Raw genomic sequence first — 23,305 nt, forward strand, 5'->3', positions numbered from 1 at the left:
TGGTCACGGTCGGCCCTGTTGGCGCGCGGGAAGCGCGCTGTCACGGCTTGGTCGGGCCGGGCGCGGATCGGGTTCTATCGGCCCTGCACATGTGCGTGATCGACGCCACAGAGCGAGCGCCCGCCGGCGCAGAGCCGGAAATGGCAGTCGGGATCGAGCGCGCAGCCGCCATAGACGAAGCTGATATAGCCGAGCACCGCGAAGGCGGTGATGCCAAGCAGCAGGCGGGTGGTGAGGTCCATGCGCTTTTAGTGTCGGTGAACCGTGGGACGGTTCGGGAGGCTTGATCTACCCCCTCTCCCCGTTCTTACGGGGAGAGGGTTGGGGTGAGGGGCTCTCTCCACACATGAGATCGTCGATACACCTGTACCCCCTCACCCGGATCGCAAGAGCGATCCGACCTCTCCCCGCAAGCGGGGAGAGGTGAAAACCAAACCGCCCGTCTGCGGGTTGCGCAGACGGGCGGCTCGGGGCCATCAGGACTTTGGGGGCATGCGCCTGAAGGCTTTGAGAGGTATCAGCCCTGCTGCTGGTCGGTCGGCGGCGGGGTTGGACGCGTCTTGTGCTGGGCCATGAACTGGTCGAACTCTTCCTTGTCCTTGGCGTGGCGCAGACGGTCGAGGAAGTTCTTGAACTCGACCTGCTCCTCCTCGAGCCGGCGCAGCGTTTCAGTGCGGTATTCGTCGAAGGCGCGGTTGCCGGAGGACGGCGGACCAAAGCCAAAGCCGAAGCCGCGGCGCTCCATGCGGTCACGCATGCGATCCATCTTGTACTGCATCCGCTCCATCTTGTTCTGCCAGCGATCCTGGTGGCTCCAGCACGACATTCTTCTGCTCCCGAGTGTGAAAAAGAGAAGGGCAAGTCCGATCGGCCACCAGATGATGAAGCCGAGAATGGTCACGGCAATCCAGCCAGGATGCCAGGGCGTATCGAGCATGTGGGGCCGCTCGTACTGCTGTTGGTCCGAGGGGCCGCGCCAGCGATTGACATCAGCGGTGTAGGCCATTTCCCTTCTCCATCACGGCACCAGCGCCGTTGTGAATGTAAATAACATTTACATAGCTAGACCATCCCGCGATTTTGTCAAGCTGGCCACCCGACAGGCCCGCGGAATTATTTGCGCAACTTTATTTCGGCTTGCCCCAAGGACCGCCTGGAGTGCCGCCCGGCGGCACCCCAGAACCGGAGGAAGCCTCCGGCGGCACTGGCGGCGGCTCGGCGCCCTTCTGCGGGGGGCGGCGGTCGGTCGGGAAGCCGAGGCCGCGCAGATAGATCAGCACCTCGGCCTCGAGCAGCTCGTCCGGCGACATCGGCAGCTTGCGCCGCGCTGCATCGCCGCGGGAGAACAGCGAAGCGACGCCGTGCGCCATCGACCAGATGTGCAGCGCCATCATCATCGCCGGCGGGCGCGGCGTGCCTGGAGGCGCGAGCGCCGCGAGACGCTCGGCGGCGGCGCGAATGACGTTAAAAGCGCGCTCGCTTGCGGCCTGTAGCGCCGGATTGGCATCGACCGGCAGGCCGGATTCGAACATCGCGTTGTAGAACGCGGGCTCTTCGCGGGCGAAGGCGAGATAGGCCCGGCCGACACGCTCGAACGCGGTGACGGTGTCGGGGCGCCCGTCGTCCCAGGCTGCGGTGAGACGCGATTCAAACTGTTCAAAGCCGCGCTGGGCGATCGAGGACAACAGCTCGTCGCGGTCGCGAAAATGTCGGTACGGCGCCGCCGCGCTGACGCCGGCCATGCGTGCGGCATCGGCGAAGGTGAAGCCGGCCGCGCCCTTCTCGGCGATCAGCCCGAGGGCAGCCTGCAATAGGGCTTCCTTCAGATTACCGTGGTGATAGCCGCGCTCCGCGCGGCGCTGCTCCTTGCGCCAGCTCATGTGAACGACTTTTACATGAGCCGCGCGTGAAGGTCACTAGCACAGACCGGGTTTGATTAACCCGTATTTTCACTGTCATTCCGGGGCGATGCGAAGCATCGAACCCGGAATGACGGTGACTGGAGGCTACATCTGCGGAATCGCCAGCACGGGCATGACCTCGACCGCCTCGCCCGGGAAGATCGCGAAATGCGGATGGTTCGCGAACAGCTTTGCAGCCTCCTCCTGCGAGGCGGCCCGCACCACCGTGAAGCCGGTCAGCGCGTTGCTGATCTCGGCGATGCCGCTTGCGTCGATCCGGCGGGTCTTGCCGAGCGGGCCGCCCATCTCGACGATGACGTCCTTGTGCTTCTCGACCCAGCCATGCCAGGCGGCCATGCCCTCGCGCTCTTTTGCCTTTCGTTCGGCTTCGGGCATCGCGTGCCAAGCTTTCATTTTTTCGCCGCTCGCGCTGCCAAGATAGACGGCGAGGAATTTGTGCTCGGTGCTCATCGGTTCTCTCCTTGTTGATCGATTGACGGCCGCCGCGAATTCACGGCGGCATGGTGGCTACTTCTTGAGGTCGCCAAAGCCGGCGGCGGCCGCCTGCACGTCAGGCGGAAAGTCGCTCATCTCCTGCACCTGCCGGATCTCGATGACCTCGTTGGCCGAGGCCGGGCACTTCTTGGCCCAGGCGATCGCCTCGGCGCGCGAGGCAACCTCGATCATCCAGTAGCCGCCCAGGACTTCCTTGGCCTCGGCGAACGGGCCGTCGGTCACGACGGGCTCGCCGGTCGCAAACGAGACGCGCGCACCCATCGACGGCGGGTGCAGGCCGTCGAGCGTGATCAGCACGCCGGCATCCTTCAGCGCCTCGTTGTAGCGCATCATCGCGGCGACGCGTTCGGGATCGAGTTGCACGTCCGGCGGCGCGGTCTCGTAGCCGAGCGGGATCATCAGCATCATGAATCGCATGAGGGTTCCTTGCTTTCGCTGTCGGAGAGAGGGGCGGCTGAGCCACCCGCCCTCACCTCCAAGACGAGCGGGATCCTACCGAACCGACAAGGCGGCGAAAATTATTCGGCAGGTTATTGCGCGGCCCTGAAGCGCGATGAGATCAGGATGAATCGTCATCGCGCTTTAGCTCGTTGTTTGCGCATGATCTTTTCGGAAAACCGCTATGCACTTTTCCGGATCATGCTTTAACGCGGCTGCGGAAGGAAACGGCCGTCCTGCCGGGCAGCGCCGAAATAGACGTCGATCCGGCGGACCTTGCCTCCGGCCAAGGTGAAGAACTCGGTGTTGCGAAAGCTCCTGCCATCTCTGGCCAGGCAGTGATAGGTGACGAAGGCCTCGTCGCCGCGGACGAAGATGCGCTCGATCTCATGGCGCGCGATCCAGCCGGTATCCTTCCAGCAGCGTGCGAAATAGGACGCCTTGTCGAGATCGTCGTCGAACGGGCTGGTGAAACGGAAATCGTCGGCGAGCGCATCGCTGACCCGTTGCCGGTCATTGGCGAGATAGGCGTCAAACAGGTTCCGAATCACGCGTTCATTGTCATCGGGCATCGATCGTCTCCGCGGTGGATGTCTTTGCTGATGGAAGACGATTCACCCCCGCTCACACCGACATCGCCCATCGCTGTCGCAAGAAATGATGCGTATGCGCGCCCGTAGGATGACGGCCCGACCTATGGACTTCGCCGTGCATATGAATCCGGAAGACATGGTCTTTCTCCTCCAGACCAAAGGGCAGTAAAAGGAGCCCGCACTCACGCGCGTTCCCTTTGTACACAGGACAGATCCCCCCATGCCCCCTGCCCCGCAAAAAGTCGCCCTCGTCACTGGAGCCGCGCGCGGCATCGGGCTTGCGACGGCGAAGAAGTTCCTGGCCGAGGGCTGGCGCGTGGCGCTGCTCGACATCGAGGGCGAGTTGCAGGCGCGCGCGGCCGCAGCACTGGAAAAGCTCGATGACACGCTGGCGATCAGCTGCGACGTATCCGACGCGGCGGCCGTTGGAGCTGCAATGGCCGCAATCATGAGCCGGTTCGGCCGGCTCGATGCGCTCGTCAATAATGCCGGCGTCGCCGTGTTCGCGCCGGTGCTGGAGACCAGCGACGCGGACTGGAACAGGATCATGGCGGTCAACCTCACCGGCCCGTTCCTGTGCACCAAGGCGGCTGTGCCCTTGATGCGCGAGCTGGGCGGCGGCGCCATCGTCAACATCACCTCGATCTCGGCGGTGCGCGCCTCGACGCTGCGCTCGGCCTACGGCACCAGCAAGGCCGGCCTTGCGCACCTGACAAAGCAGCTCGCGGTCGAGCTCGCCTCGCTCAACATTCGCGTCAATGCGGTGGCGCCGGGGCCGGTCGACACCGCGATGGCGAAGCAGGTGCACACCAGGGAAATCCGCGCCGACTATCACGACGCCATGCCGCTCAACCGCTACGGCCTGGAAGAGGAACTCGCGGAGGCGATCTACTTCTTCTGCTCGGAACGATCGAGCTACATCACCGGCCAAATTTTGGCCGTTGATGGCGGCTTCGATGCAGCCGGCATCGGCCTGCCGACGCTGCGCGGGCAGCGGCGGAACGGGTAGGCACGGGATTTGTAGGTGGGCAAAGGCGCAACGCGCCGTGCCCACCAATTCTCCCAATTTGCGGCGCGATTGGTGGGCACGCTAAGCCCGTCATCGGGCGCGCATCCGCGCGACCGGTGGCTTTGCCCACCCTACGAAAACCGAGTTGGTGGAGAGTTCATGCAACGCATCACCGTCCTCAAAGCCCTGATGCTCGCATCTGCGCTGCTCGCCGCCGCGCCCGCCGCGGCCGAAATCCGCATCATCCAGTCGCCGGGTGGGCAGGTCGGGCCGTTCCTCGATCTGTTCGAGCAGGTGCGTGAGAGCGGCGAGCGCGTGGTGATCGATGGTCCGTGCCTGTCAGCCTGCACGCTGGTGCTGAGCATCGTGCCGGGCGAGCGCATCTGTGTGACAAAGCGGGCCGTGCTCGGCTTCCATGCCGCGCGGTCGGTCGACCGGCGCGGGCGCTTCTATGCCGAGCCGGAAGCATCCGAGGCGGTGCTCTCCGCCTATCCCGGCCCGGTGCGCGACTGGATCAGCCGCCGCGGCGGCCTTACCTCACGGCTGCTCTTGCTGAAAGGGCGTGATCTCGCCGCGATCTACCCACGCTGCCGATGAGGTTTTCGCGGCCGGCTGCTCCCGCCCGCACAGAGCGCGGCGGGCACCGGCTGTTCCTCTAAAAGAGAGTTTGGATCAACGGCGCCAGCTTCAAGCTTGCGCAGATGAGCATCCCCCAAAGGGCAAAATTGATCTGTAGCGCCGCTGCCATCGGTCGCTCCCCTTCCAAGTCCGTTCATCCCGGTTTGTCGGTCTTGTGAACCAGAATTAGCGATTTTGTCACGGAGATGACAGCTTAATCTTGCGCCAATTGTTGTGCGCTGCGGTCCGCGCCATATGACGCGAACCGCAGTTTTCGTTGACTGCATCAAGCGTCCACGCGGGCCTACATGCCTTCGGCGGGACAGTTCACCATCCAGGGAATGCCGAACTTGTCGACGCACATGCCAAAACCCTTGGCCCAGAAGGTCTTGCTGAAGGGCATGGTGACGGTGCCACCATCGGCAAGGGCTTTGAACTTGCGCTCGCCCTCCGCGGGATCCATCACCGTGAGCGAGATCGAAAAGCCCTGCGGCTTGTGAAAATGCTCGGGCGGCGTGTCGGAGCCCATCAGCACGGCGCCGCCGGGCAGCGTCATCCGCGCATGCATGATCGTCTTCTCGCGGCCGGGCGGGCCGGGAGGCATATCTGATGCCGGCGCTTCCGAGAGGCGCATCATGGCGTCGATGTTGCCGCCGAGAATCTTGGCGTAATAATTGAACGCCGCTTCGCAGGTGTCCTGATAGAACAGATAGGCGCTGAGCATCGTTTCTCTCCTCTTCTTCGCTTGCTTGAGGGCGTTACTTCTCGGTGAGCTTCTTCAGGCTGGCGAGACCGGCCTCGAAGTCCTTGCCGATCATGTTGTCCATGTTGATGAAGACCTGCATGAGCTTCGACATGAAGGGGGCCGGACCGTACATCGCCCATGTGACCAGTGTGGCATCGCCTTGCGGCACAAAGGTGAACTCGGCGGTGTTATGACCTTCGAACGGGCGCTCGAAATCGAGCTTGATACGGAGCTTTGACGGCGTATTCGCCTCGAGGATCTCCATGTGGCCGGCGCCGACATTGTTGTTGCCGTCCCAGGCATAGGTCGCACCCTTTCCTGCCGCGGTTCCGCCGTAGGTACGCTTCATGGCGGGATCGCGGTTCTCGTAAGGTGACCACCCAGTCCAGAAGCGGAAATCGGAAACCAGCGGATAGACCGCAGCGGCCGGCGCCTTCACGGCGATCGAGCGCTCGACACGGAACGTGTCGGGTTTTGTCACGGCGAAGACGAGGATGGCCGCAATTCCGACCGCGAGCACTACGGCAGCAATGGCAACAGCTTTCAGCATGAATGGCTCCCTTGGATATGGAATTAAGACGAAGGGGAACGGCGGGGGCCGACAATTCGAGGTCGAAAATTATTTGCCGTCATTCCGGGGCACCCGAAGGGTGAACCCGGAATCTCGAGATTCCGGGTTCGGTCCTACGGACCGCCCCGGAATGACGGCGTGGTTGGGTGCCCCGGAATGACGCCCGCGGCGTCACTTCACCTTCGCGGCCTGCTTCGTGCCTCCGCCGCCGCTTTTCGGCTGGCTGTCGCGGATCAGGCGGTCGAGATGCATGCGGATGTGGGCGGCTTCCGCGGAGGTGTTGGCGAGCGCGATGGCGCGGTCGAAGGCGATGCGGGCTTCGTCGTTGCGGCCGAGCTGCATCAGGAAGGCGCCGCGCACGCCATAGAAATGGAAGTAGTTGGCGAGCTTCGGCGCCAGCGGCTCGATCAGATCGAGCGCGGCTTGCGGCCCGCGCACCTTGGAGACCGCGACCGCGCGGTTGAGCGTCACCACCGGCGACGGCTGCACCACCTCAAGCGCACCATAGAGCAGGTCGATCTGGGTCCAGTCGGTCTCTTCCGGCGTTGCCGCGCGCGCATGCAGCGCGGCGATCGCGGCCTGTATCTGGTAAGGCCCGCTGCGACGATGTCGCATCGCCTTGTCGATCAGCGCGAGGCCCTCCGCGATCATGGTGCCATTCCACAGCGAGCGGTCCTGGTCGTCGAGCAGGATCAGCGAACCATCGGCGGCAAAACGCGCGGCGCTGCGGGCATGCTGCAACAGGATCAGCGACGTCAGCCCCATGATCTCCGGCTCGCTCTGGAACAGCCGCAGCAGCAGCCGCGCCAGCCGGATCGCCTCCTCGCAGAGCGGCTTCCTGATCTCGGCGGTGTCGCCGCTCGCCGAATAGCCCTCGTTGAAGATCAGGTAGATCATCGCGGCGACGCCGGCGAGCCGCTCCGAGCGCTCGACCGCGCCGGGCGCCTCGAACGGCGTCCCGGCCTCGGCGACCTTGGCCTTGGCGCGGGTGATGCGCTGCTCCATCGCCGCCTCCGACACAAGGAAGGCACGCGCGATCTGCTTCACCGTGAGGCCGGAGACGATGCGCAAGGCGAGCGCGATCTGCTGCGTCGCCGGCAGTTGCGGATGGCAGCAGATGAACATCAGCCGCAAGATGTCGTCGCGATAATGCGAGCCGTCGAGCCGCTCGGCGAGCGCGCCTTCGGCGTCGTCGAGATCGGAGATGGCCTGGTCGTCCTCCGGCAGCGGCTGCTGCTTGCGGGCGCGGCGCACCTCGTCGATCGCGACGTTGCGGCCGACCATGATCAGCCAGGCCGCGGGATCGCGCGGCGGCCCGTTCTGCGGCCAGGTCTTCAACGCGCGCAGACAGGCGTTCTGAAAAGCCTCCTCGGCGGTGTCGAGATCGCGGAAATAGCGCAAGAGCGCGCCGACCGCCTGGGGTCGCGCCGAGGTCAGCGCAGTCTCGATCCAGGCGGTGTCGGTATCGCTCACGCCGAAATTCCTCCGGGCCGGAACACGCCGACCGGACGCACCTCGTAGGCGCCGCCGGGGTTGGCAGCGCCAAGGTCGCGCGCAACGTCGAGTGCCTCGTCGAGATTCTTGCAGTCGACGATGTAGAAGCCGAGCAGCTGCTCCTTGGTCTCGGCATAGGGACCGTCGAGCACCAGCGGCGGGTCCTCCTTGCGCAAGGTCGCAGCCGCCGTGGTCGGCAGCAGCCGCGCCACCGGGCCGAGCCGGCCCTGCTTCGAAAGGCCCTCCTGCACCACGGCGAGCTTCTTCATCACGGCCTCGTCCTGCTCCCTGCTCCAGGAGCCGACGAAGTCCTCGTCGTGATAGCAAAGGATCGCATAAAGCATGGGCAGCACTTTCCCTGAACGCTTGTTTTGAAGACGATCCACTATGCCCCGCCCCGACAGTGCTGCGGAAAAAATTTGCGAGAAAAATCCGGCAGATCGTGCCAAGGAGGGTTTTTGAACGCGGAACCGACGAGGCACTTCGAAATGAGCATGGGCACACTGGCCGTCCTGATCAACAGCACGCAGCAGAACTGGCTGCCGGAGCGCTGGAAGGCCCGGTTCGATGCGGTCTGCGGCGGCCGCCGCGTGGTGCTGCTGCCGGATGCCTCCCTCGATCCGGCCGAGGTGCACTATGCTGCGGTGTGGAAGCCGGTGCCGGGCGACCTCGGCTCCTTCCCCAATCTGCGGGCGATCTTCAATCTCGGCGCCGGCGTCGACGCGCTGATGGCGGACAAGAGCCTGCCCGACGTGCCGCTGGTGCGCGTCGCAGTGCCTGACCTGACCAACCGCATGACCGAATATGTCGCGCTGCACGTGCTGATGCACCACCGCCAGGAGCTTTACCTGCGCGAGTCGCAGCGCGCGAAGCGCTGGGAGCCGCAATATCAGTGGCCGGCGAGCGCGGTGACGGTCGGCGTCATGGGCCTCGGCACGCTCGGCGCTGACGCGGCCGACGTGCTGCGCCGGCTCGGCTTCCGCGTCGCCGGCTGGAGCCGCAGCCCGCGCACCATCGCGGGCGTCGACTGCTTCCATGGCACGGCCGGCATGGATGCCTTCCTGCGCAAGACCGACATCCTGGTCTGCCTGCTGCCGCTGACGCCTGATACAAACGGCATTCTCAACCGCGATGTGTTCGCCAAGCTCAACCGCAAGAGCCCGCTCGGCGCGCCCGTGCTGATCAATGCCGGCCGCGGCGGCCTGCAGAACGAAGCCGACATCCTGGCCTGCCTCGACGACGGCACGCTGGGCGCCGCCTCGCTCGACGTGTTCGTGCAGGAGCCGCAACCGAAGGACAGCCGGTTCTGGACCCACCCGAAGGTGGTGCTGACGCCGCACAACGCGGCCGACACGGATGCGGATGCGATCTCGGCCTATGTCGCCGAGCAGATCGCGCGGTTCGAGGCGGGCGGGGTGCTGGAGAACGTGGTGGATCGGGCGCGGGGGTATTAGGCCCTCGGGATTTCGCGAACGCTGGCGCCTCATTCTCGGTGTCATCCCGGCGAAGGCGGGGACCCATAACCACAGGGAGCAGTTTTGCGGAAGGTCGTAGTTCGGAACTGCGACCAACGATCATCGATGGATTCCGCTGTATGGGTCCCCGCCTTCGCGGGGACGACAGCTTTTCTGGGGCCGGTAGCCCCGCGCATAATTGCTGCCACCGCGCCCCACAACCACCCCGCGCCCCCGTCCCGTTCACCCTCTCTTAGCGAGAAGTTGATAGGCGTTGTTAACCAACGCTCAAACAACGAGTCGGACATGCGGGCGAGCCTCGGCCTCAGGATGCGGATCACGGTTGCGCTGGCGGTGACAGCGGCGGCGACCGCGCTGTTTGCCGTGCTGGGCGCGATGTGGATCATCTCAGGGATCATCGACCGCGCCGACCAGCGCGAGCTGCGCAGCCATTATGATGCGCTGCTGTCACGCATCGCCGAGGAATCTCGCCGCGCCGCCGCCATGAGCACGGTGGTGGCCGCGATGCCGGCGACGCAGGATGCGATGGCGAAGCAGGACCGCAACGCCCTCGTCGGCCTGTTCGGGCCTGTGTTTGCCGCGACCAAATCGGACTACGGTGTCGAGCAGTTCCAGTTCCATGTGGCACCAGCGACATCGTTCCTGCGCGTGCATCAGCCGGCCAAATTCGGTGACGACCTCTCCGGCTTCCGCAAGACGGTTCTGATTGCCAACCAGGAGCGCAAGGTCGTGGTCGGTCTCGAGGGCGGCGTCGCCGGCCTCGGCATCCGCGGCGTGGTGCCGATCGCGCAAGGGACCAATCATCTCGGCTCGGTGGAGTTCGGCCTGACCTTCGGTCAGTCCTTCCTCGACGACTTCAAGACCAACCGCCATGTCGACGTCGCCTTCCATCTCGCCGACGGCGCTGGCTTCAAGCTGTTCGGCGGCACGCTGAACGGCAAGAGCTTCTTCGATGCGGCGGATTACGCCCGCGCTGCCGGCGGCGATTTTACGGTGCGGCAAGGGAAACTGGACACGACGCCAGTCGCCGCGCTGCTCGGACCGATCAGGGACTTTTCCGGCAAGCCGCTCGGCGCGGTCGAGCTGGTGATGGACAATGCCGATTATGTCGCGTCCGCCGATCGCGCCTGGTGGCTGTCGCTCGGTATCGCCACGCTCGGGCTGGCGCTGGCGGCGATCGTCGGCTACCTCATCGCCCGCAGCATCTCGCGTCCGATCCTCTCGATCACTAGCGTGATGCGCGAACTCGCGGACGGACGGCTCGATGTCGAAGTTCCCATCAACAAGGCGAACGACGAGGTCGGCGCCATGGTGAAGGCGGTCGCGGTGTTCCGCGACAATGCCGTCAGCTTCAACAAGCTCCAGGCCGATCAGCTCGAGGCCAAGGCGCAGTCGGAAGCGGAGAAGCGGCGCGCCTTCGCCGCGCTCGCCAACAATTTCGAGGCATCGATCCGCGACGTCGTCACCACCGTGTCTTCGGCCGCAGTCGAGATGGAGCACACCGCGCGCTCGATGTCAGCCATCGTCGAGCAGTCGCGGCAGCAGACCCGCAACGTGTCGTCAGCCTCGGCGCTGGCCTCGGAGAACGTGCAGACGGTGGCTGCCGCCGCGGAAGAGCTGTCTTCGTCGATGACCGAGATCAGCCGCCGCCTTGCGCACGCGACCGAGGTGGTGGGCAAGGCCGCCAGCGACGGACGGGCGTCGAATGCGCGGGTGCAGAGCCTTGCCGATGCCGCGCAAAAGATCGGCGACGTCGTTTCCTTCATCAACGGCATCGCGGGCCAGACCAATCTGCTGGCGCTGAACGCGACGATCGAGGCGGCGCGCGCCGGCGAAGCCGGCCGCGGCTTTGCCGTGGTCGCTTCCGAAGTGAAGGCACTGGCAACCCAGACCGCGAAGGCGACGGAAGAGATCGGCGCGCAGGTCACGGCCGTGCAGGGTGAGACATCAGGCGCGGTGGACGGCATCCAGTCGATCTGCGCAACGATCCAGCAGGTTGATGAGATCTCGGCGGCGATTGCCGCCGCCGTCGGCCAGCAGGGCACGGCGACGCAGGAGATCGCGCAGAACGTCCAGCAGGCCGCCGCCCGCACCGGCGAGGTCTCGCAGAACATCGCAGGCGTCACGGACGGCATCGCGGCGACCGGCACCGCCGCTGAGGAAGTGCTGGGCTCGGCGATCGAGCTGTCAAAACAGTCGCAGCGGCTGCGGGACGAGGTGGATCGATTCCTCGCGCAGATTCGGGCGGCGTAGTAGCCACGATCTGTCCCCAGTACAGGTGTCGTCCCTCGCGAAGGCGGGGACCCATAATCACAGGGAGAAGTTGTTAGGCGAGCCGGTAACTCCGAGTCTTCGTCAAACTTCTCCCTGTGGTTACCGCGACGAGCGCAAGCGCTCGCGCTGGGGTCCCGGGCTCGCGCTACGCGCGCCCCGGGACGACAGCTTACGGCTTGGCTCCCACCATCACGTCGATCGCGCCCTTCACGATCGCCTCGAGCTCCTTGCGCGAGACGCGGGCGCGCGAGCGGATGGCGATGGTGTGGACAGTGGCGGAGGCGATCTGCGCCAGCGCGACCGGATCGGCGCTCTCCGGCAACTCGCCCTTCTCCCTGGCGCGGCGGAAGCAACTCGCAAAAGCCTTGTCGAGCCCTGTAAGACCGTCGAGCACCATGGCGCGAATCTCGGGATCGCTCACGGCCTCGGACGCCGCGGTCACCACCGTGAAGCAGCCGCGCGGGCCGGTGTCGCCGGACAGATAGATGTCCAGCGCTGAAGCGTAGATGCGCTCCAGCCGCTGGCGCAGCGGCATCTCCTGGCGGAATATCTCGACCATCGCCGCGCCCGCTTCGTCGCGATAGCGCTGGTAGCTCTTGATGTAGAGCTCGCGCTTGTCGCCGAAGGCGCCATAGAGGCTCGGCCGGTTCATGCCTGTGGCTTCGCTGAGATCATCGAGCGAGGTCGCGGCAAATCCCTGCTTGCGGAACAGGTCAAGCGCCTTGCCGAGCGCGACATCGGGCTCGTAGGTGCGGGGCCGTCCCCGGCGCTTAGGTTCGCCACGGCGCTCGGGTTCACTGGTAGCAGCTGGCGGCTTCGATTTTTGTACCATCTCGCAAAATAATCCTTGACCCTCGATATATTATGCACGATGGTACAAAAATCAATCTGGCCAGGTTGAGCGACACCCAAGAGGAATTGCCCAAGGAGGCCCAAGATGGATCTTTATTTCTCGCCACTCGCCTGCTCCATGGCGACCCGCGTCGCGCTCTATGAAGCGGGTGCGGACGCGAACTATCTCGAAGTCGATCCGCCGACCAAGAAAGTGCTGAACGACGGCACCGACTTCCGCACCGTGAACCCGATCGGCCTCGTGCCGACCCTGCGCACCGACGAAGGCGTGGTGCTGACCGAGAACGCCGCGATCCTGCAATATGTCGCGGACCGTTTTCCGCAGTCCGGCCTCGGCGCTTCACAGGGAATCGAGCGCACGCGGCTGCATCAATGGCTGTGCTTCATCGGCACCGAGCTGCACAAGGGCCTGTTCATCCCCGTGCTCGACCGCAAGGCGCCGCAGGAAGCGAAAGCCTATGTGCTGGAGAAGAACCTGTCGCGGCTCGACTATCTCGACAAGTATCTGGAGGGACGCGAGTTCCTGCTCGACCATTTCAGCGTGGCGGACGCGTACCTCGTCACGGTCATCAACTGGACCATGGCGACGCCGCCGATCGAGCTCGCCAAATGGCCGAACGTGAAGGCCTATTACGAGCGCCTGCGCCAGCGGCCGTCGGTGGCCAAAGCGATCGCGGAGGAGTTCGAGCTGTACAAGGCCGAGCAGGCGCGGAAGAAGGCGGCGGCTTGAGGCCAAAGCGATATCTACGCGTAGCGACGTCGTCCCGGCCAAACCGTGACGGCGTCGTTCTTTCAGCGATTCAGCTATCTCGGCGCCTGCAGCGCGATCCCGTAGCGAGCGTAGATCCGATCGATCGTGCCATCGTTGCGCAGCCGATCCAGCGCTCCGTCGATCGATTCGCGTAACGCATCATCCGGGCGAACCATGCCGACGGCGACATTCCAGTTGAGGTCGGCCACGCCCTCGTCGCGATCCAGGATCCGGAGTGCCTTGTCCGGATGGGTCAGATTGAAATAGCTGGCCGCAGTGGGCGTCACCGCAGCCGCATCGATCTCATGATTTGATACGGCGTCGAGGCTGTCGGTCTCGAAGCCGAAGGTCGACGTCGGCACGCGCCGTTGACCGATGATCATGGCGGCGACAGAGCCGACCTGCACCCCCACCTTGGTATGCCCGCCGAGGCTCTTGAACGATGTCAGCGCGCTGGATGACGGCACCGCGAGCGCGACACCCGTGCGATAGTACGGTTTCGAGATTCTCAAGCGGGTTTCGCCTTGGGCTTCGCGGTCGGCGATGACGTCCAGCAGAATGTCACAGCCGGCGCTGCGCATCTGGTACTGCGTGATGATCCAGTCGAGCCTGAGTGAAACTCCAAGCTCGCGCGCCAGCGCGCGCCCCAGCTCGACCTGGAAGCCGGGCGGATCACCGGCCTTGCTCGCAAAGGGAAGCGAGTTGGGATGCGCACATAGTCCGAGCGCGCCGCTCGCACGGATCGCGTCCAGAGTTCGCGCCTGCGTCGGCTCCGACAGAACGATGGCGGCAGCGACGATAGCCAGGACAATTGCCTTCATTCCGCGTCCTCATCTGCAGGGATCAGGTCTCGGCGGGTCAACCCGCGCGCGGCTTCAAGGCGCGGATGTATTTGATGATCTGGTCGATCTGCGCGTCATTGAAGCTCTCGCCGAATGCCGGCATCGCACCTTGCTTGCCGGTCTTGATGCGGTTGTGCAGAAACTCGTCGTCGCGTGGCGAATTCATCAGTTGCGGTCCCCTGCCAGCAGCCCGGCCGCCGTCGGAGTGGCAAAAGCCGCAGGTCCCCGCGAACAACTGCTCGACATCCAGCGACCCGTTGTCCGGCGCAGGCGCAGCAGGTTGTGCTTGAGCCACCACGACGCACAGCAACGAAGCACCCAGCACCGCCGGATACGACTTCAAATGCAGTTTCAACACGTCCGCTCCATTCCCAGATCACGCGCGGCCGCTGCAATCGACCGAGGAGCGGGCTCGCACCCGCTCCTCGACAGATCGTTCAAGGTGACTATTTCAGGCTGAAGACGATGAGCGCGCCGTCGTCACGCGGCATGCTCTTGTAGACGCCACCGAAGTTCGGCGCATATTCGTCTGCCAGCATACCGCCGAAGCCTGCGGCCACGGCGATATATTGCTTGCCGCCCACGGAGTAGCTGACGATGCCGCCCTGGTGGCCGGTACCGTTGTTGTGCTTCCACAGCTCGGCCCCGGTTTCGGCATCATAGGCGTGAAGGACACCGCGGGAATCAGGCACGAACACGAGATTGCCGGCGGTCGACAGCACGCTCCCGAGCGGCGGCTCGGGATAGCGAACCTCCCATTTCTTTGCTCCCGTTATGGGGTCACGCGCGTCCAGATGTCCGTAGATCTCGCCGCTCGGAGGCGGCGCCATCTTGAAGTCCGCCCCAATGTTGAGCTGGACCTGCGGCGCGGTGACCGGCGTCGTCTTCTGAATATCCAGCGTCATGCACCATTCCTGGCCGAGCTTGTAGTAGAGACCGGTCTTCGGGCTGTACGACCCGGCATTCCAGCTGATGCCGCCGCCGATGAACGGACAGAGCGGCACTTCAGTGACTTTTCCGACGGGGAAATCGCGACGGCCGATCAGCGCGCCTGTCTTGGGATCGATATCCTTGACGAAGTTGATGTTCTCAACCAGACGCCAGACGTTCTTCACGCCGAGATTACGGTCGTAGACGAACACGAAGCCGCCCTTGTTCGGATGAACCACGTATTTTTGGCCGTCGCGCTCGAGCATCACGAACTCACCGACGGCGCTGTCGAAGTCCCAGGCGTCGTGCGGCAGTTCCTGATGGTAGGATTTCAGCTTTCCGGTATCGATATCGAGAGCGATAACCGAACTCGTATAGAGATTGTCGCCGGGCCGCGCACCTTGCGTCTTGTAGTCGGCGCCCGACCAGTCGTAGAGCGGCGCCGGGTTCGCCGTGCCCCACAGGATGGTGTTGGTCTCGGAGTCGTAGGTGCCCGGCATCCAGCCGCCGCCACCGCCAGTGCGCCAGGAGTCGTTACCCCAGGTCTTCATGGCTTCGTCGGTGCCCGCGACCGTCAGGAACTCCCACTTCTTCTTGCCGGTGGTGGCATCGACGGCGAAGATCGGGCCGCGACCCGGCCATTCCCCTCCCTGCGAGCCGATGATCACGCTCCCCTTTGCGTAAAGCGGCGCGCCGGTGAAGCCGACCGTGAGCTTCTGCGAGTCGATCAGCCTCGTTTCCCAGAGAACCTTTCCCGACTTCGCATCGAGGCCGAAGAGACGACCATCCATCGTACCGACGAAGACTTTGCCTTCACCAAGAGCCACGCCGCGGTTGTAGGGCGAGTGAGTCTGTCGGCTGATGAGCGCTTCATCGAGTTCCGGAAAGAACGACCAGATGACCTCGCCCGTCGCGCCGTTCAGCGCAAAGACCCGGCTGTAAGAACCCGAATAGTAGAGTACGCCATCGGCTACGAGCGGCATTGACTGCAGGCCGCGCGTCGATCGCCCGGGAATGTGCATCCAGGCGACGCCCAGATTGCCGATGTTGTTCGCATTGATCTGCGCGAGTGGGCTGTAGTGATGGGACTTGTATGAACCGTGATAGGTGAGCCAGTCGTTCTGGCCGGCGGCCTCGATACGGGCCGTATCCACAGATTGGGCCAACGCCGCCGATGCCGCAAATGCCGCAACGGCGAGAACAGGTAGGCCCGAGTTGAGCCACTGCTTCCTCATATGCACTTCCTCCCGCTTGTGTTTATTGATTGCGTCTCGTGAACGCCGCTGCGAGGAATGTTTGCAGTTCAGTACGCGTCGATTGTTCTCCATCGGAGGTGAACTGCCAATAGATCTCCCTCTCCCTCGGCGATCGCTAAAGGAGCTGCGTTCACTGGCGTGGTTGCTGTCGCACGTCTGCATGCACAGCGTACGACGGATTGCAGGGGCGTGCAAAGACGGAATGCGCGCGGGGGGCGAATTGGCGCAGAGGGCGAATGGAAACGACAGCAGCGCTGACCGTTCGATCTCCGTGGGAGCAAAACGGCTATCCGTACAACACCCGCGGCAGGATCGTGACGATGCCGGGCCACAGCGTCAGCAGCAGCACGAAACCGATCATGATGACGAGATAGGGCAACGTGACCCGCGCGATGTAGCCGAGGCCGTCTTCGGTCAGGCCCTGAATCACGAACAGGTTGAAGCCGACGTGCGGAGTGATCTGCGCCATCTCGACGGCGAGCACCAGGAAGATGCCGAACCAGATCTCGTCGAAGCCGGCGCCCTTCACGATCGGCAGCACGATCGGCAGCGTCATCACGATCATCGAGAAGCCGTCGAGGAAGCAGCCGAGGATCAGGTAGAAGATGATCAGCACCACGATCAGCATGAAGGGCGAGAGGCCGAGGCCCTTGACGAAGGCGGCCACCGCCTGAGGAATGCCGAGGAACGCCGCGGCGTTGCCGAGGATCGAGGCCCCTAACACGATCAGCGCGATCATCGAGCAGGTGACGACCGAGCCGATCAGCACGTCGCGCATCACCTGCTGCGACATCGAGCCCTGCGCCCAGGCGACCAGCCCGGCACCGAGCACGCCGACGGCGGCGGCCTCAGAGGGCGTCGCGAGCCCGCCATACATCGAGCCGAGCACGCAGGCGATCAGGAATAGCGCCGGCGCGAGATCCTTCAGCGCGGCGAAGCGTTCGCCCCACGGCACCTGCGAGAGCTTGGCCTCTGTCTCCGGCACCATCGCAGGCTTGAGCGAGGTGTGCAGCATGACCCAGCCCATGAAGGTCGCGGCCAGGAGCAGACCGGGCAGCACACCGGCGGTGAAGAGCTTGAGAATGGAAACGTCGCCAAGCACGCCGTAGATGATCATGATGTTGGACGGCGGGATCAGGAAGCCGAGCGTGCCGGCGCCGGCGAGCGACCCGATCGCGATGTCACGGGAATAGCCACGGCGCAGGAGCTCGTTGAGCGACATGCGGCCGATCACCTGCGTGGTCGCCGCCGACGAGCCCGAGATCGCCGCGAAGATGGTGCAGCCGATCACGTTCACATGCAGCAATCGGCCGGGCAGAAGGCCGGCCCAGGGCGCAAGTCCCTGGAACAGCGAGCGCGACAGGCGGGTGCGAAACAGCAATTCGCCCATCAGGATGAACAGCGGCAGCGCCAGCAGCTCCTGCGTGGTCAAAATATTCCAGGCGTATTGCGGCAGCAGCTTGTCGAGCGGGATCGAGCGGAACATCGCGAGCAGCAGCGTCGCGGTGAGCGCGAGTGTAAGTCCGATCCAGACGCCCCCCGCCAGCAGCGCGAACAGAATCCCGAACAGGGCAACGACTTCGATGGTCATGCGATCTTGAATCCAGTGGCGAGCAAGGCGGTCATTCGACGGGGGAGGCCTTCATGCGATGATCCTCCAGTGGCAGGCCGAGCACCGCCTGGATCGCGCGCGCCAGGAACTGGAGCGTGAGCAACAGCATGCCGAAGGTGACGACGGCTTCCGGAAACCACAGCGGCGTATCGCTGGAGGTCGAGACCTGGCCGCGCAAATAGGCGCTCCACGCGAACTTCGCCATGGACGAGGTCAGGAATGCCATGAAGGCAAAACCGGCCGCCGCCGAGAGGATCTCGATCGCCCGCTGCAGCGGGGGCGACACGTTTTTCAGAAGCAGCACGACGCGGATGTGGCCGCCAACGCGGAGCGTCATGGCGGCTCCGAAGGTGAAGGATGCCGCCATCAGATAAGAGGAGTATTCCCAGGCGATCGAGATGGTCGGCGGGAAGAACGGCAGGAAGTTCGAGAGGAAGCGGGTGGCAACCTCGCACAGCATCAACAGCGTCAGCGTGAGCAGGCAACCGCCACCGATCCAGCCGTCGAGCCGGCCAAGACGGTCGATGCCGTCGAGCAGGATGCGCAGCGGTGCCGGCGCCGCCGCGTTGAGACTTTGCGGAGCCGCCGGTGAAACGCTGGTCATGAGCTCGACCTCAGCGCTTCATTTCGGCGAGATAGGCCCGCACCGGCTTTTCGGCCGCCGGCACGCGCTTGAGGAAAGCATCGAGCTGCGGCGCGGTCTTGGCGCGGATGTCCGTGATCATCGCGTCAGACACCGGCACCACCTCCATGCCGCCCTCCTTGAGGCGGTTGAGGCTGTCGACATCGGCCTTGAGCGAATTCGCCCAGAAGCCCGGCTCCATCTTCGCTGCGATATCGGCGACGAGCTTCTGCTGATCGGCGCTGAGCGCCTTCCAGGAATCGAGATTGACGGTGAGCATCTGCGACGACCAGACGTGATTGGTCGGATAGATGTATTTCAGGAACTCCCAGAACTTGCCGTCGACGCCCGACACCGCCGAAGTGGACACGCCGGAGACTGCGCCCGACGCCAGCGCAGGGATGGTCTCGCCCCAGGGAATCATCACCGGCGCCATGCCGACGACGGCCAGCATGTCGACCGCATTCTTGTCGGGGACGCGGATCTTGATGTTCTTCAGGCCCTCGACATCGGCGACCTTGGTCTTGAGATGCAGATACTGCGTCGGCCACGGCACGATGTAGAGGATCTTCTGGTTGTTGCGCGCGGCGACCTTCTCATATTCGGGCCGCACATATTTGTGCAGCACCTTGAGCTCGTCCATCGAGCCGCACAGGAAGGGGATGCTCTCGACGCCCATGAAGGGCTCGTCGCCGACCTGCTGGATGTTGAGGACGTCGGCGAGCGGCACGAGGCCGTCGCGCACGGCGCGCAGGTGCTCGGGACCCTTGAAGCCTAGCTGGCCGCCGGCCTTCACGGTGATGGCGACCGAGCCGCCGCTCTGCTTCTTCACCTCTTCCGCAAACGCCATCGCGTTCTGGGTGTGGAAATTGCCGTCGGGCCAGACCGTCGACATGTCCCAGCTTGTCGTCGCGGCCCGCGCGCGGGTCGAGATGTGGCCGGCGGCCAGCAGCGTGGCTGCGCCCGCGGTGAAGTTCCGTCGCGTGATCATCGAGCCCCTCCGTTTATCAAGCGCGCTGATGCATCAGCGCGCGTAGCCATAAACTGCAGCCGCATTGTCGGCGGACACGAGACCGCTTTCGATGTCGTCCTTGACCGCGGCGCGATCGCGCATCGTCGGCGCACCGATGCCGGCGCCCCCGGGCGTCATCACCACCAGGCGGTCGTCCGGCGGCACCTGCTGAAAGCCTTTGCCACGCAGCTTCTTGCCGGACTTGAGGCCGACATAGCCTGCCTCGCCGTTCTTGCCGCCGTCCCGCCCCCGCGGCGGATGATCGATCCGGTCGAACGCGGCGAGGATGTCGAACGGCGCATCGACGCCGCTGCCGACCTCGATGATCTGGCCGAGGCCGCCGCGGGTGCGCCCTGCCCCGCCGGAATCCGGACGCAGCTCCTTGCGCCAGAAGATCAAAGGCGTCTGCGTTTCCGCGATCTCGACCGGCGTGCCGCGCACGCCGCTGGGATAGGCGGTGGCGGAGAGGCCGTCCTTGCCGAACCGCGCGCCGGTGCCGCCGTTGGAGGTCACCGCCATCGAGAACCCATAGTTGCCGCCGACGCCGGAGCGGGTCTGGCCGCGCACGTTGAGATTCCACAGGCAGGACGTGCCTTCCGCCGGCACGCGTTCGGGGATGATCTGGCGCAGGCAGCCGAACACGACGTCGGGCAGCATCTGGCCGATGATGTGGCGCGAGGCGACCGGCGCCGGCTTCGGCGCGTTGAGGATCGCACCCGATGGCGCCGACACCGTCAGCGGCGACAGCGAGCCGGCATTGTTCGGGATCTGCGAGGCGACGACGCAGCCGAGGCCGAACACGGTGTAGGCCGTGGTGTAGGACAAGGGCACGTTGATGCCGAACTTCGAGGCGGCCGAGGTGCCGTCGAAATCGACGTGAATGCCGTGATCGGAGATCGTCAGCGTCGCGGCCAGCGTGACCGGCGCATCATAGCCGTCGACCACCATGGTGTTGCGCCAGCTTCCCTTCGGCAGTTTTGCAATCTCGGCCAGCACGGCCTCGCGCGAGCGGTCGCAGATGTAGTCGCCGAGTGCGTCGAGCGTGTCGATGCCGAACTCGGTCATCATCTCGACCAGCCGCTCGCAGCCGACATCGTTGCAGCCGGCGAGCGAATAGGTGTCGCCCTCGGTGTCTACGGGCAGCCGCGTGTTGGTGCGGATCATCGCCATCAGCGTCTCGTTGACGACGCCCTGGTCGATCAGCTTGAGCATGGGGATGTAGAGCCCCTCCATGAACACGTCGGTGGCGTCAGGGCCGAAGCCGATGCCGCCGATGTCCATGAGATGGCTGGTGCAGGAGAACAGCGCGACGATCTTGCCGTCCTTGAAGCAGGGCGTGGTGACGACGAAGTCGTTGAGATGGCCGGTGCCCATCCAGGGGTCGTTGGTGATGTAGGCGTCGCCCTCCTTCATCGTCTCCAGCGGGAAATGCGCGATGAAGTGCTTGACCGATTCCGCCATCGAGTTGACGTGGCCGGGCGTGCCCGTCACCGCCTGCGCCAGCATGCGTCCCCTGAGGTCGAACACGCCGGCCGAGAGGTCGCCGCATTCGCGCACGATCGGGCTGAAGGCGGTGCGGAGCAGCACCTGGGCCTGCTCCTCGACCACGGCGATCAGCCGGTGCCACATGATCTGAAGGTCGATCAGGCTCGCGCCATTTGCCTTGCTCATGATCAGGCTGCCTTCCGTTCCATGACGATGCTGCCGGCACCGTCGATATGGGCGTCAAAACTGGTGGAGACGAAGGTGGAGGTCTCGTCCTCCGCGATCACGGCAGGGCCCGCGATCGTCGCGCCCGGCGCCATGTCCTCGCGGCGATAGAGCGGGATCTCGATCACCTCGCCGGCGCGGCCGTCGAAGAATTTCCGACTGCCGGACGCCTTGGCCGCGGGTTTGCGCGCAATGGCGGCAACGGGCGACGGATTGCGCGCTTCGGTAGTTGCGAGCACCGACCAGCTCAACACCTCGATCGCTGCGCCCGGGATCGGGCGCTCGAACATCGCGGAATAATCCGCCTCGAACTTCTGGCGCAGGCCAGCAAGGTCGGCTGACGTCAGCGGCCGGTTCGGCAGCTCGACGCTGATCTCGTGGCCCTGGCCGACATAGCGCATGAAGGCGGCGCGGCGCTCGCGCACCGGCGCACCGGCCGCGCCGGGCTCGACCAGCGCGCGGGCTTCGCTCACCATCTCCTGCAAGAGGTCGGAGACCGCTTCGGTATCGAAATCGTCGAGCCGGACATGGCGGCTTCGCACCAGCTCATAGGCGATGGGAGCTGCGAGGAATCCGACCGCCGAGCCGACGCCGGCATTCGACGGCACGATCACGCGGGAGACGCCGATCTTCTCGGCCACGCGCGCCGCATGCAGCGGTGCCGCTCCGCCAAAGGCGATCAGCGTGTGCTGGCCGACGATCTCGCCGCGCTCGACCGCGTGCACGCGCGCCGCGCTCGCCATGTTTTCGCAGACGACCTCGTGCACGGCATAGGCCGCGGTCTCCGCGGAAAGGCCGAGCGGCGCGCCGACGTCGCGCAGCAGCGCCTGCTTCGACAGTTCGGGATCGAGCTTGATCGTGCCGCCCGCAAAGGCATCGGGATCGATCATGCCGAGCGCAACGTCCGCATCCGTCACGGCCGGACGCTGGCCGCCGCGGCCGTAGCAGGCAGGGCCCGGCTCCGACGAGGCGCTCTCCGGGCCGACGGTGACGCGTTTCATCGCGTCGATATGCGCGATCGAGCCGCCGCCGGCGCCGATCTCGACCATCTCGATCACGGGGATGCGCACCGGCAGGCCCGAGCCCTTCAGGAAGCGCGCCGCGCGGTCGACCTCGAACACGCGCGAGGTCTCGGGCTGATACTTTTCGATCAGGCAGATCTTTGCCGTGGTGCCGCCCATGTCGAAGGAGAGCACCTTGCTCTCGCCAAGACGCGCCGCGATCTGCGCCGCGAAGATGGCGCCGCCGGCCGGGCCGGATTCGACGAGGCGCACCGGAAAGCGCCGCGCCGTCTCGATCGAGGTGACGCCGCCGCCTGACGTCACGAGATAGATGGCACCGCGGAACTGCTCGACCTGCAAGGCATCGGCCATGCGGGCGAGATAGCCGTCGATCAACGGCTGCACATAGGCGTTGGCGACCGCGGTCGAGGTGCGCTCATATTCGCGGATTTCCGGGCAAACGGCAGAAGACACCGTCACGGAGATGCCTGGCATCTCTTCGCTGATGATCGCAGCGGCGCGGCGCTCATGCTCGGGATTGGCATAGGAGTGGAGGAAGGCTATCGCGACGCTCTGGACGCCTTGCTCGCGCAATTTCGGCGCGAGTGCGCGCACGGCCGCTTCGTCCAGCGGGAGGCGGACGACGCCATGGGCGTCAATACGCTCGGGGACAGTGAAACGCAGCGAACGCGGCGCCAGCGGCTTCGGCTTGTCGATTGAGAGATCATACTGGTCGTAGCGGCTCTCGGTGCCGATATCGAGCACGTCGCGAAAGCCGTCGGTCGCGATCAGCGCTGTCCTGGCGCCGCGCCGCTCGATGATGGCGTTGGTCGCCAGCGTCGTGCCGTGAATGAAGACGTCGATGTCGCTGATATGGGCGCGCGCGTCAGTGAGAATAAGCCGCATGCCCTCCAGCACCGCCTGCTCGGGCCGCTGCGGCGTCGTCAGCACCTTGCGCGTCTTGCGATCCTGCCCCACGTCCAGCACGATGTCGGTGAACGTGCCGCCGATATCAACGGCAAGCCGCACCTCGGCTCCTTCAAGCATTCCAAACTTCTCCGGCTGATCGTCAAGAGTGGACCA

24 protein-coding genes are annotated in these 23,305 nt (G+C 64.9%); 5 read left to right on the forward strand and 19 right to left on the reverse strand.

From position 1 onward, the window contains the following. Positions 1-74: 74 nt before the first annotated feature. The 6 genes from QA642_RS42630 to QA642_RS42655 form a co-directional block, all read right to left on the reverse strand. The gene (locus tag QA642_RS42630; RefSeq protein ID WP_283082149.1) at positions 75-242 is read right to left on the reverse strand and encodes a hypothetical protein; all 168 of its coding nucleotides are present in this window, start codon (positions 240-242) and stop codon (positions 75-77) included. A gap of 275 nt (positions 243-517) precedes the next feature. After that, entirely contained in the window at positions 518-1,006 is a 489-nt protein-coding gene (locus QA642_RS42635) for a DUF2852 domain-containing protein (RefSeq protein WP_283082150.1), read from the reverse strand. Between the two features lie 121 nt (positions 1,007-1,127). Further along, on the reverse strand, positions 1,128-1,880 hold the full coding sequence (locus tag QA642_RS42640; protein WP_283082151.1) for a TetR/AcrR family transcriptional regulator: 753 nt from the start codon (positions 1,878-1,880) through the stop codon (positions 1,128-1,130). A gap of 126 nt (positions 1,881-2,006) precedes the next feature. Further along, positions 2,007-2,372: a hypothetical protein gene (locus QA642_RS42645; RefSeq protein WP_283082152.1), complete on the reverse strand. Its 366-nt coding sequence runs from the start codon at positions 2,370-2,372 to the stop codon at positions 2,007-2,009. Between the two features lie 57 nt (positions 2,373-2,429). Next, positions 2,430-2,834, reverse strand: a complete 405-nt coding sequence (locus QA642_RS42650; protein WP_283082153.1) for a YciI family protein — start codon at positions 2,832-2,834, stop codon at positions 2,430-2,432. 227 nt (positions 2,835-3,061) lie between these two features. Continuing rightward, complete coding sequence (locus tag QA642_RS42655; protein ID WP_283082154.1) at positions 3,062-3,427, reverse strand: nuclear transport factor 2 family protein; 366 nt, start codon at positions 3,425-3,427, stop codon at positions 3,062-3,064. A gap of 241 nt (positions 3,428-3,668) precedes the next feature. Between QA642_RS42655 and QA642_RS42660 the strand changes: the two genes are divergently transcribed. Both QA642_RS42660 and QA642_RS42665 read left to right on the forward strand, forming a co-directional pair. Further along, entirely contained in the window at positions 3,669-4,457 is a 789-nt protein-coding gene (locus QA642_RS42660; protein WP_283082155.1) for an SDR family oxidoreductase, read from the forward strand. Between the two features lie 159 nt (positions 4,458-4,616). Beyond that, a complete protein-coding gene (locus tag QA642_RS42665) occupies positions 4,617-5,054 on the forward strand; it encodes a hypothetical protein (RefSeq protein WP_283082156.1) in 438 nt (145 codons plus the stop codon). Between the two features lie 325 nt (positions 5,055-5,379). Here QA642_RS42665 and QA642_RS42670 read toward each other — a convergent pair whose 3' ends face one another. From QA642_RS42670 to QA642_RS42685, 4 genes are all read right to left on the reverse strand, one after another. Continuing rightward, entirely contained in the window at positions 5,380-5,799 is a 420-nt protein-coding gene (locus tag QA642_RS42670) for a VOC family protein (RefSeq protein ID WP_283082157.1), read from the reverse strand. A 34-nt stretch (positions 5,800-5,833) separates the two neighbouring features. Then, the gene (locus tag QA642_RS42675) at positions 5,834-6,370 is read right to left on the reverse strand and encodes an SRPBCC family protein (protein ID WP_283082158.1); all 537 of its coding nucleotides are present in this window, start codon (positions 6,368-6,370) and stop codon (positions 5,834-5,836) included. A gap of 192 nt (positions 6,371-6,562) precedes the next feature. Then, the gene (locus QA642_RS42680) at positions 6,563-7,864 is read right to left on the reverse strand and encodes an RNA polymerase sigma factor (RefSeq protein ID WP_283082159.1); all 1,302 of its coding nucleotides are present in this window, start codon (positions 7,862-7,864) and stop codon (positions 6,563-6,565) included. Beyond that, a complete protein-coding gene (locus QA642_RS42685) occupies positions 7,861-8,229 on the reverse strand; it encodes a YciI family protein (RefSeq protein WP_283082160.1) in 369 nt (122 codons plus the stop codon). Before QA642_RS42685 ends, QA642_RS42680 begins: the two co-directional genes overlap by 4 nt. A 144-nt stretch (positions 8,230-8,373) precedes the next feature. On the opposite strand from QA642_RS42685, the gene QA642_RS42690 reads away from it, so the two are divergent. Together QA642_RS42690 and QA642_RS42695 are read left to right on the forward strand one after the other, a co-directional pair. Then, positions 8,374-9,339, forward strand: coding sequence for a glyoxylate/hydroxypyruvate reductase A (locus tag QA642_RS42690; RefSeq protein WP_283082161.1), 966 nt, complete (start codon positions 8,374-8,376; stop codon positions 9,337-9,339). Positions 9,340-9,645: 306 nt separating this feature from the next. Further along, a complete protein-coding gene (locus tag QA642_RS42695; protein WP_283082162.1) occupies positions 9,646-11,613 on the forward strand; it encodes a methyl-accepting chemotaxis protein in 1,968 nt (655 codons plus the stop codon). Between the two features lie 190 nt (positions 11,614-11,803). Here QA642_RS42695 and QA642_RS42700 read toward each other — a convergent pair whose 3' ends face one another. After that, positions 11,804-12,466: a TetR/AcrR family transcriptional regulator gene (locus QA642_RS42700; RefSeq protein ID WP_283082163.1), complete on the reverse strand. Its 663-nt coding sequence runs from the start codon at positions 12,464-12,466 to the stop codon at positions 11,804-11,806. Positions 12,467-12,571: 105 nt separating this feature from the next. Here QA642_RS42700 and QA642_RS42705 point away from each other — a divergent pair, with 105 nt between their 5' ends. Then, positions 12,572-13,216 (forward strand): glutathione binding-like protein, encoded by a 645-nt coding sequence (locus QA642_RS42705; protein WP_283082164.1) that lies wholly within the window; start codon positions 12,572-12,574, stop codon positions 13,214-13,216. Positions 13,217-13,290: 74 nt separating this feature from the next. Here the strand turns inward: QA642_RS42705 and QA642_RS42710 are convergent, their stop codons facing one another. From QA642_RS42710 to QA642_RS42745, 8 genes are all read right to left on the reverse strand, one after another. Beyond that, positions 13,291-14,058 carry a transporter substrate-binding domain-containing protein gene (locus tag QA642_RS42710; RefSeq protein ID WP_283082165.1) on the reverse strand — a complete coding sequence of 256 codons (768 nt, stop codon included), beginning with the start codon at positions 14,056-14,058 and terminating at the stop codon, positions 13,291-13,293. A gap of 37 nt (positions 14,059-14,095) precedes the next feature. Then, positions 14,096-14,437, reverse strand: coding sequence for a cytochrome c (locus QA642_RS42715; RefSeq protein ID WP_283082166.1), 342 nt, complete (start codon positions 14,435-14,437; stop codon positions 14,096-14,098). Positions 14,438-14,525: 88 nt separating this feature from the next. Next, on the reverse strand, positions 14,526-16,244 hold the full coding sequence (locus tag QA642_RS42720) for a PQQ-binding-like beta-propeller repeat protein (RefSeq protein WP_283087094.1): 1,719 nt from the start codon (positions 16,242-16,244) through the stop codon (positions 14,526-14,528). A gap of 307 nt (positions 16,245-16,551) precedes the next feature. Continuing rightward, positions 16,552-17,856: a TRAP transporter large permease subunit gene (locus tag QA642_RS42725; RefSeq protein WP_283082167.1), complete on the reverse strand. Its 1,305-nt coding sequence runs from the start codon at positions 17,854-17,856 to the stop codon at positions 16,552-16,554. 31 nt (positions 17,857-17,887) lie between these two features. Then, positions 17,888-18,481: a TRAP transporter small permease gene (locus QA642_RS42730; RefSeq protein ID WP_283082168.1), complete on the reverse strand. Its 594-nt coding sequence runs from the start codon at positions 18,479-18,481 to the stop codon at positions 17,888-17,890. 10 nt (positions 18,482-18,491) lie between these two features. Further along, a complete protein-coding gene (locus QA642_RS42735; RefSeq protein WP_283082169.1) occupies positions 18,492-19,490 on the reverse strand; it encodes a TRAP transporter substrate-binding protein in 999 nt (332 codons plus the stop codon). A 33-nt stretch (positions 19,491-19,523) separates the two neighbouring features. Then, positions 19,524-21,182, reverse strand: a complete 1,659-nt coding sequence (locus QA642_RS42740) for a hydantoinase B/oxoprolinase family protein (protein WP_283082170.1) — start codon at positions 21,180-21,182, stop codon at positions 19,524-19,526. A gap of 2 nt (positions 21,183-21,184) precedes the next feature. After that, entirely contained in the window at positions 21,185-23,269 is a 2,085-nt protein-coding gene (locus QA642_RS42745; protein WP_283082171.1) for a hydantoinase/oxoprolinase family protein, read from the reverse strand. Positions 23,270-23,305: the final 36 nt, after the last annotated feature.

This window comes from Bradyrhizobium sp. CB2312 (assembly GCF_029714425.1).
Taxonomy (GTDB): Bacteria; Pseudomonadota; Alphaproteobacteria; order Rhizobiales; family Xanthobacteraceae; genus Bradyrhizobium.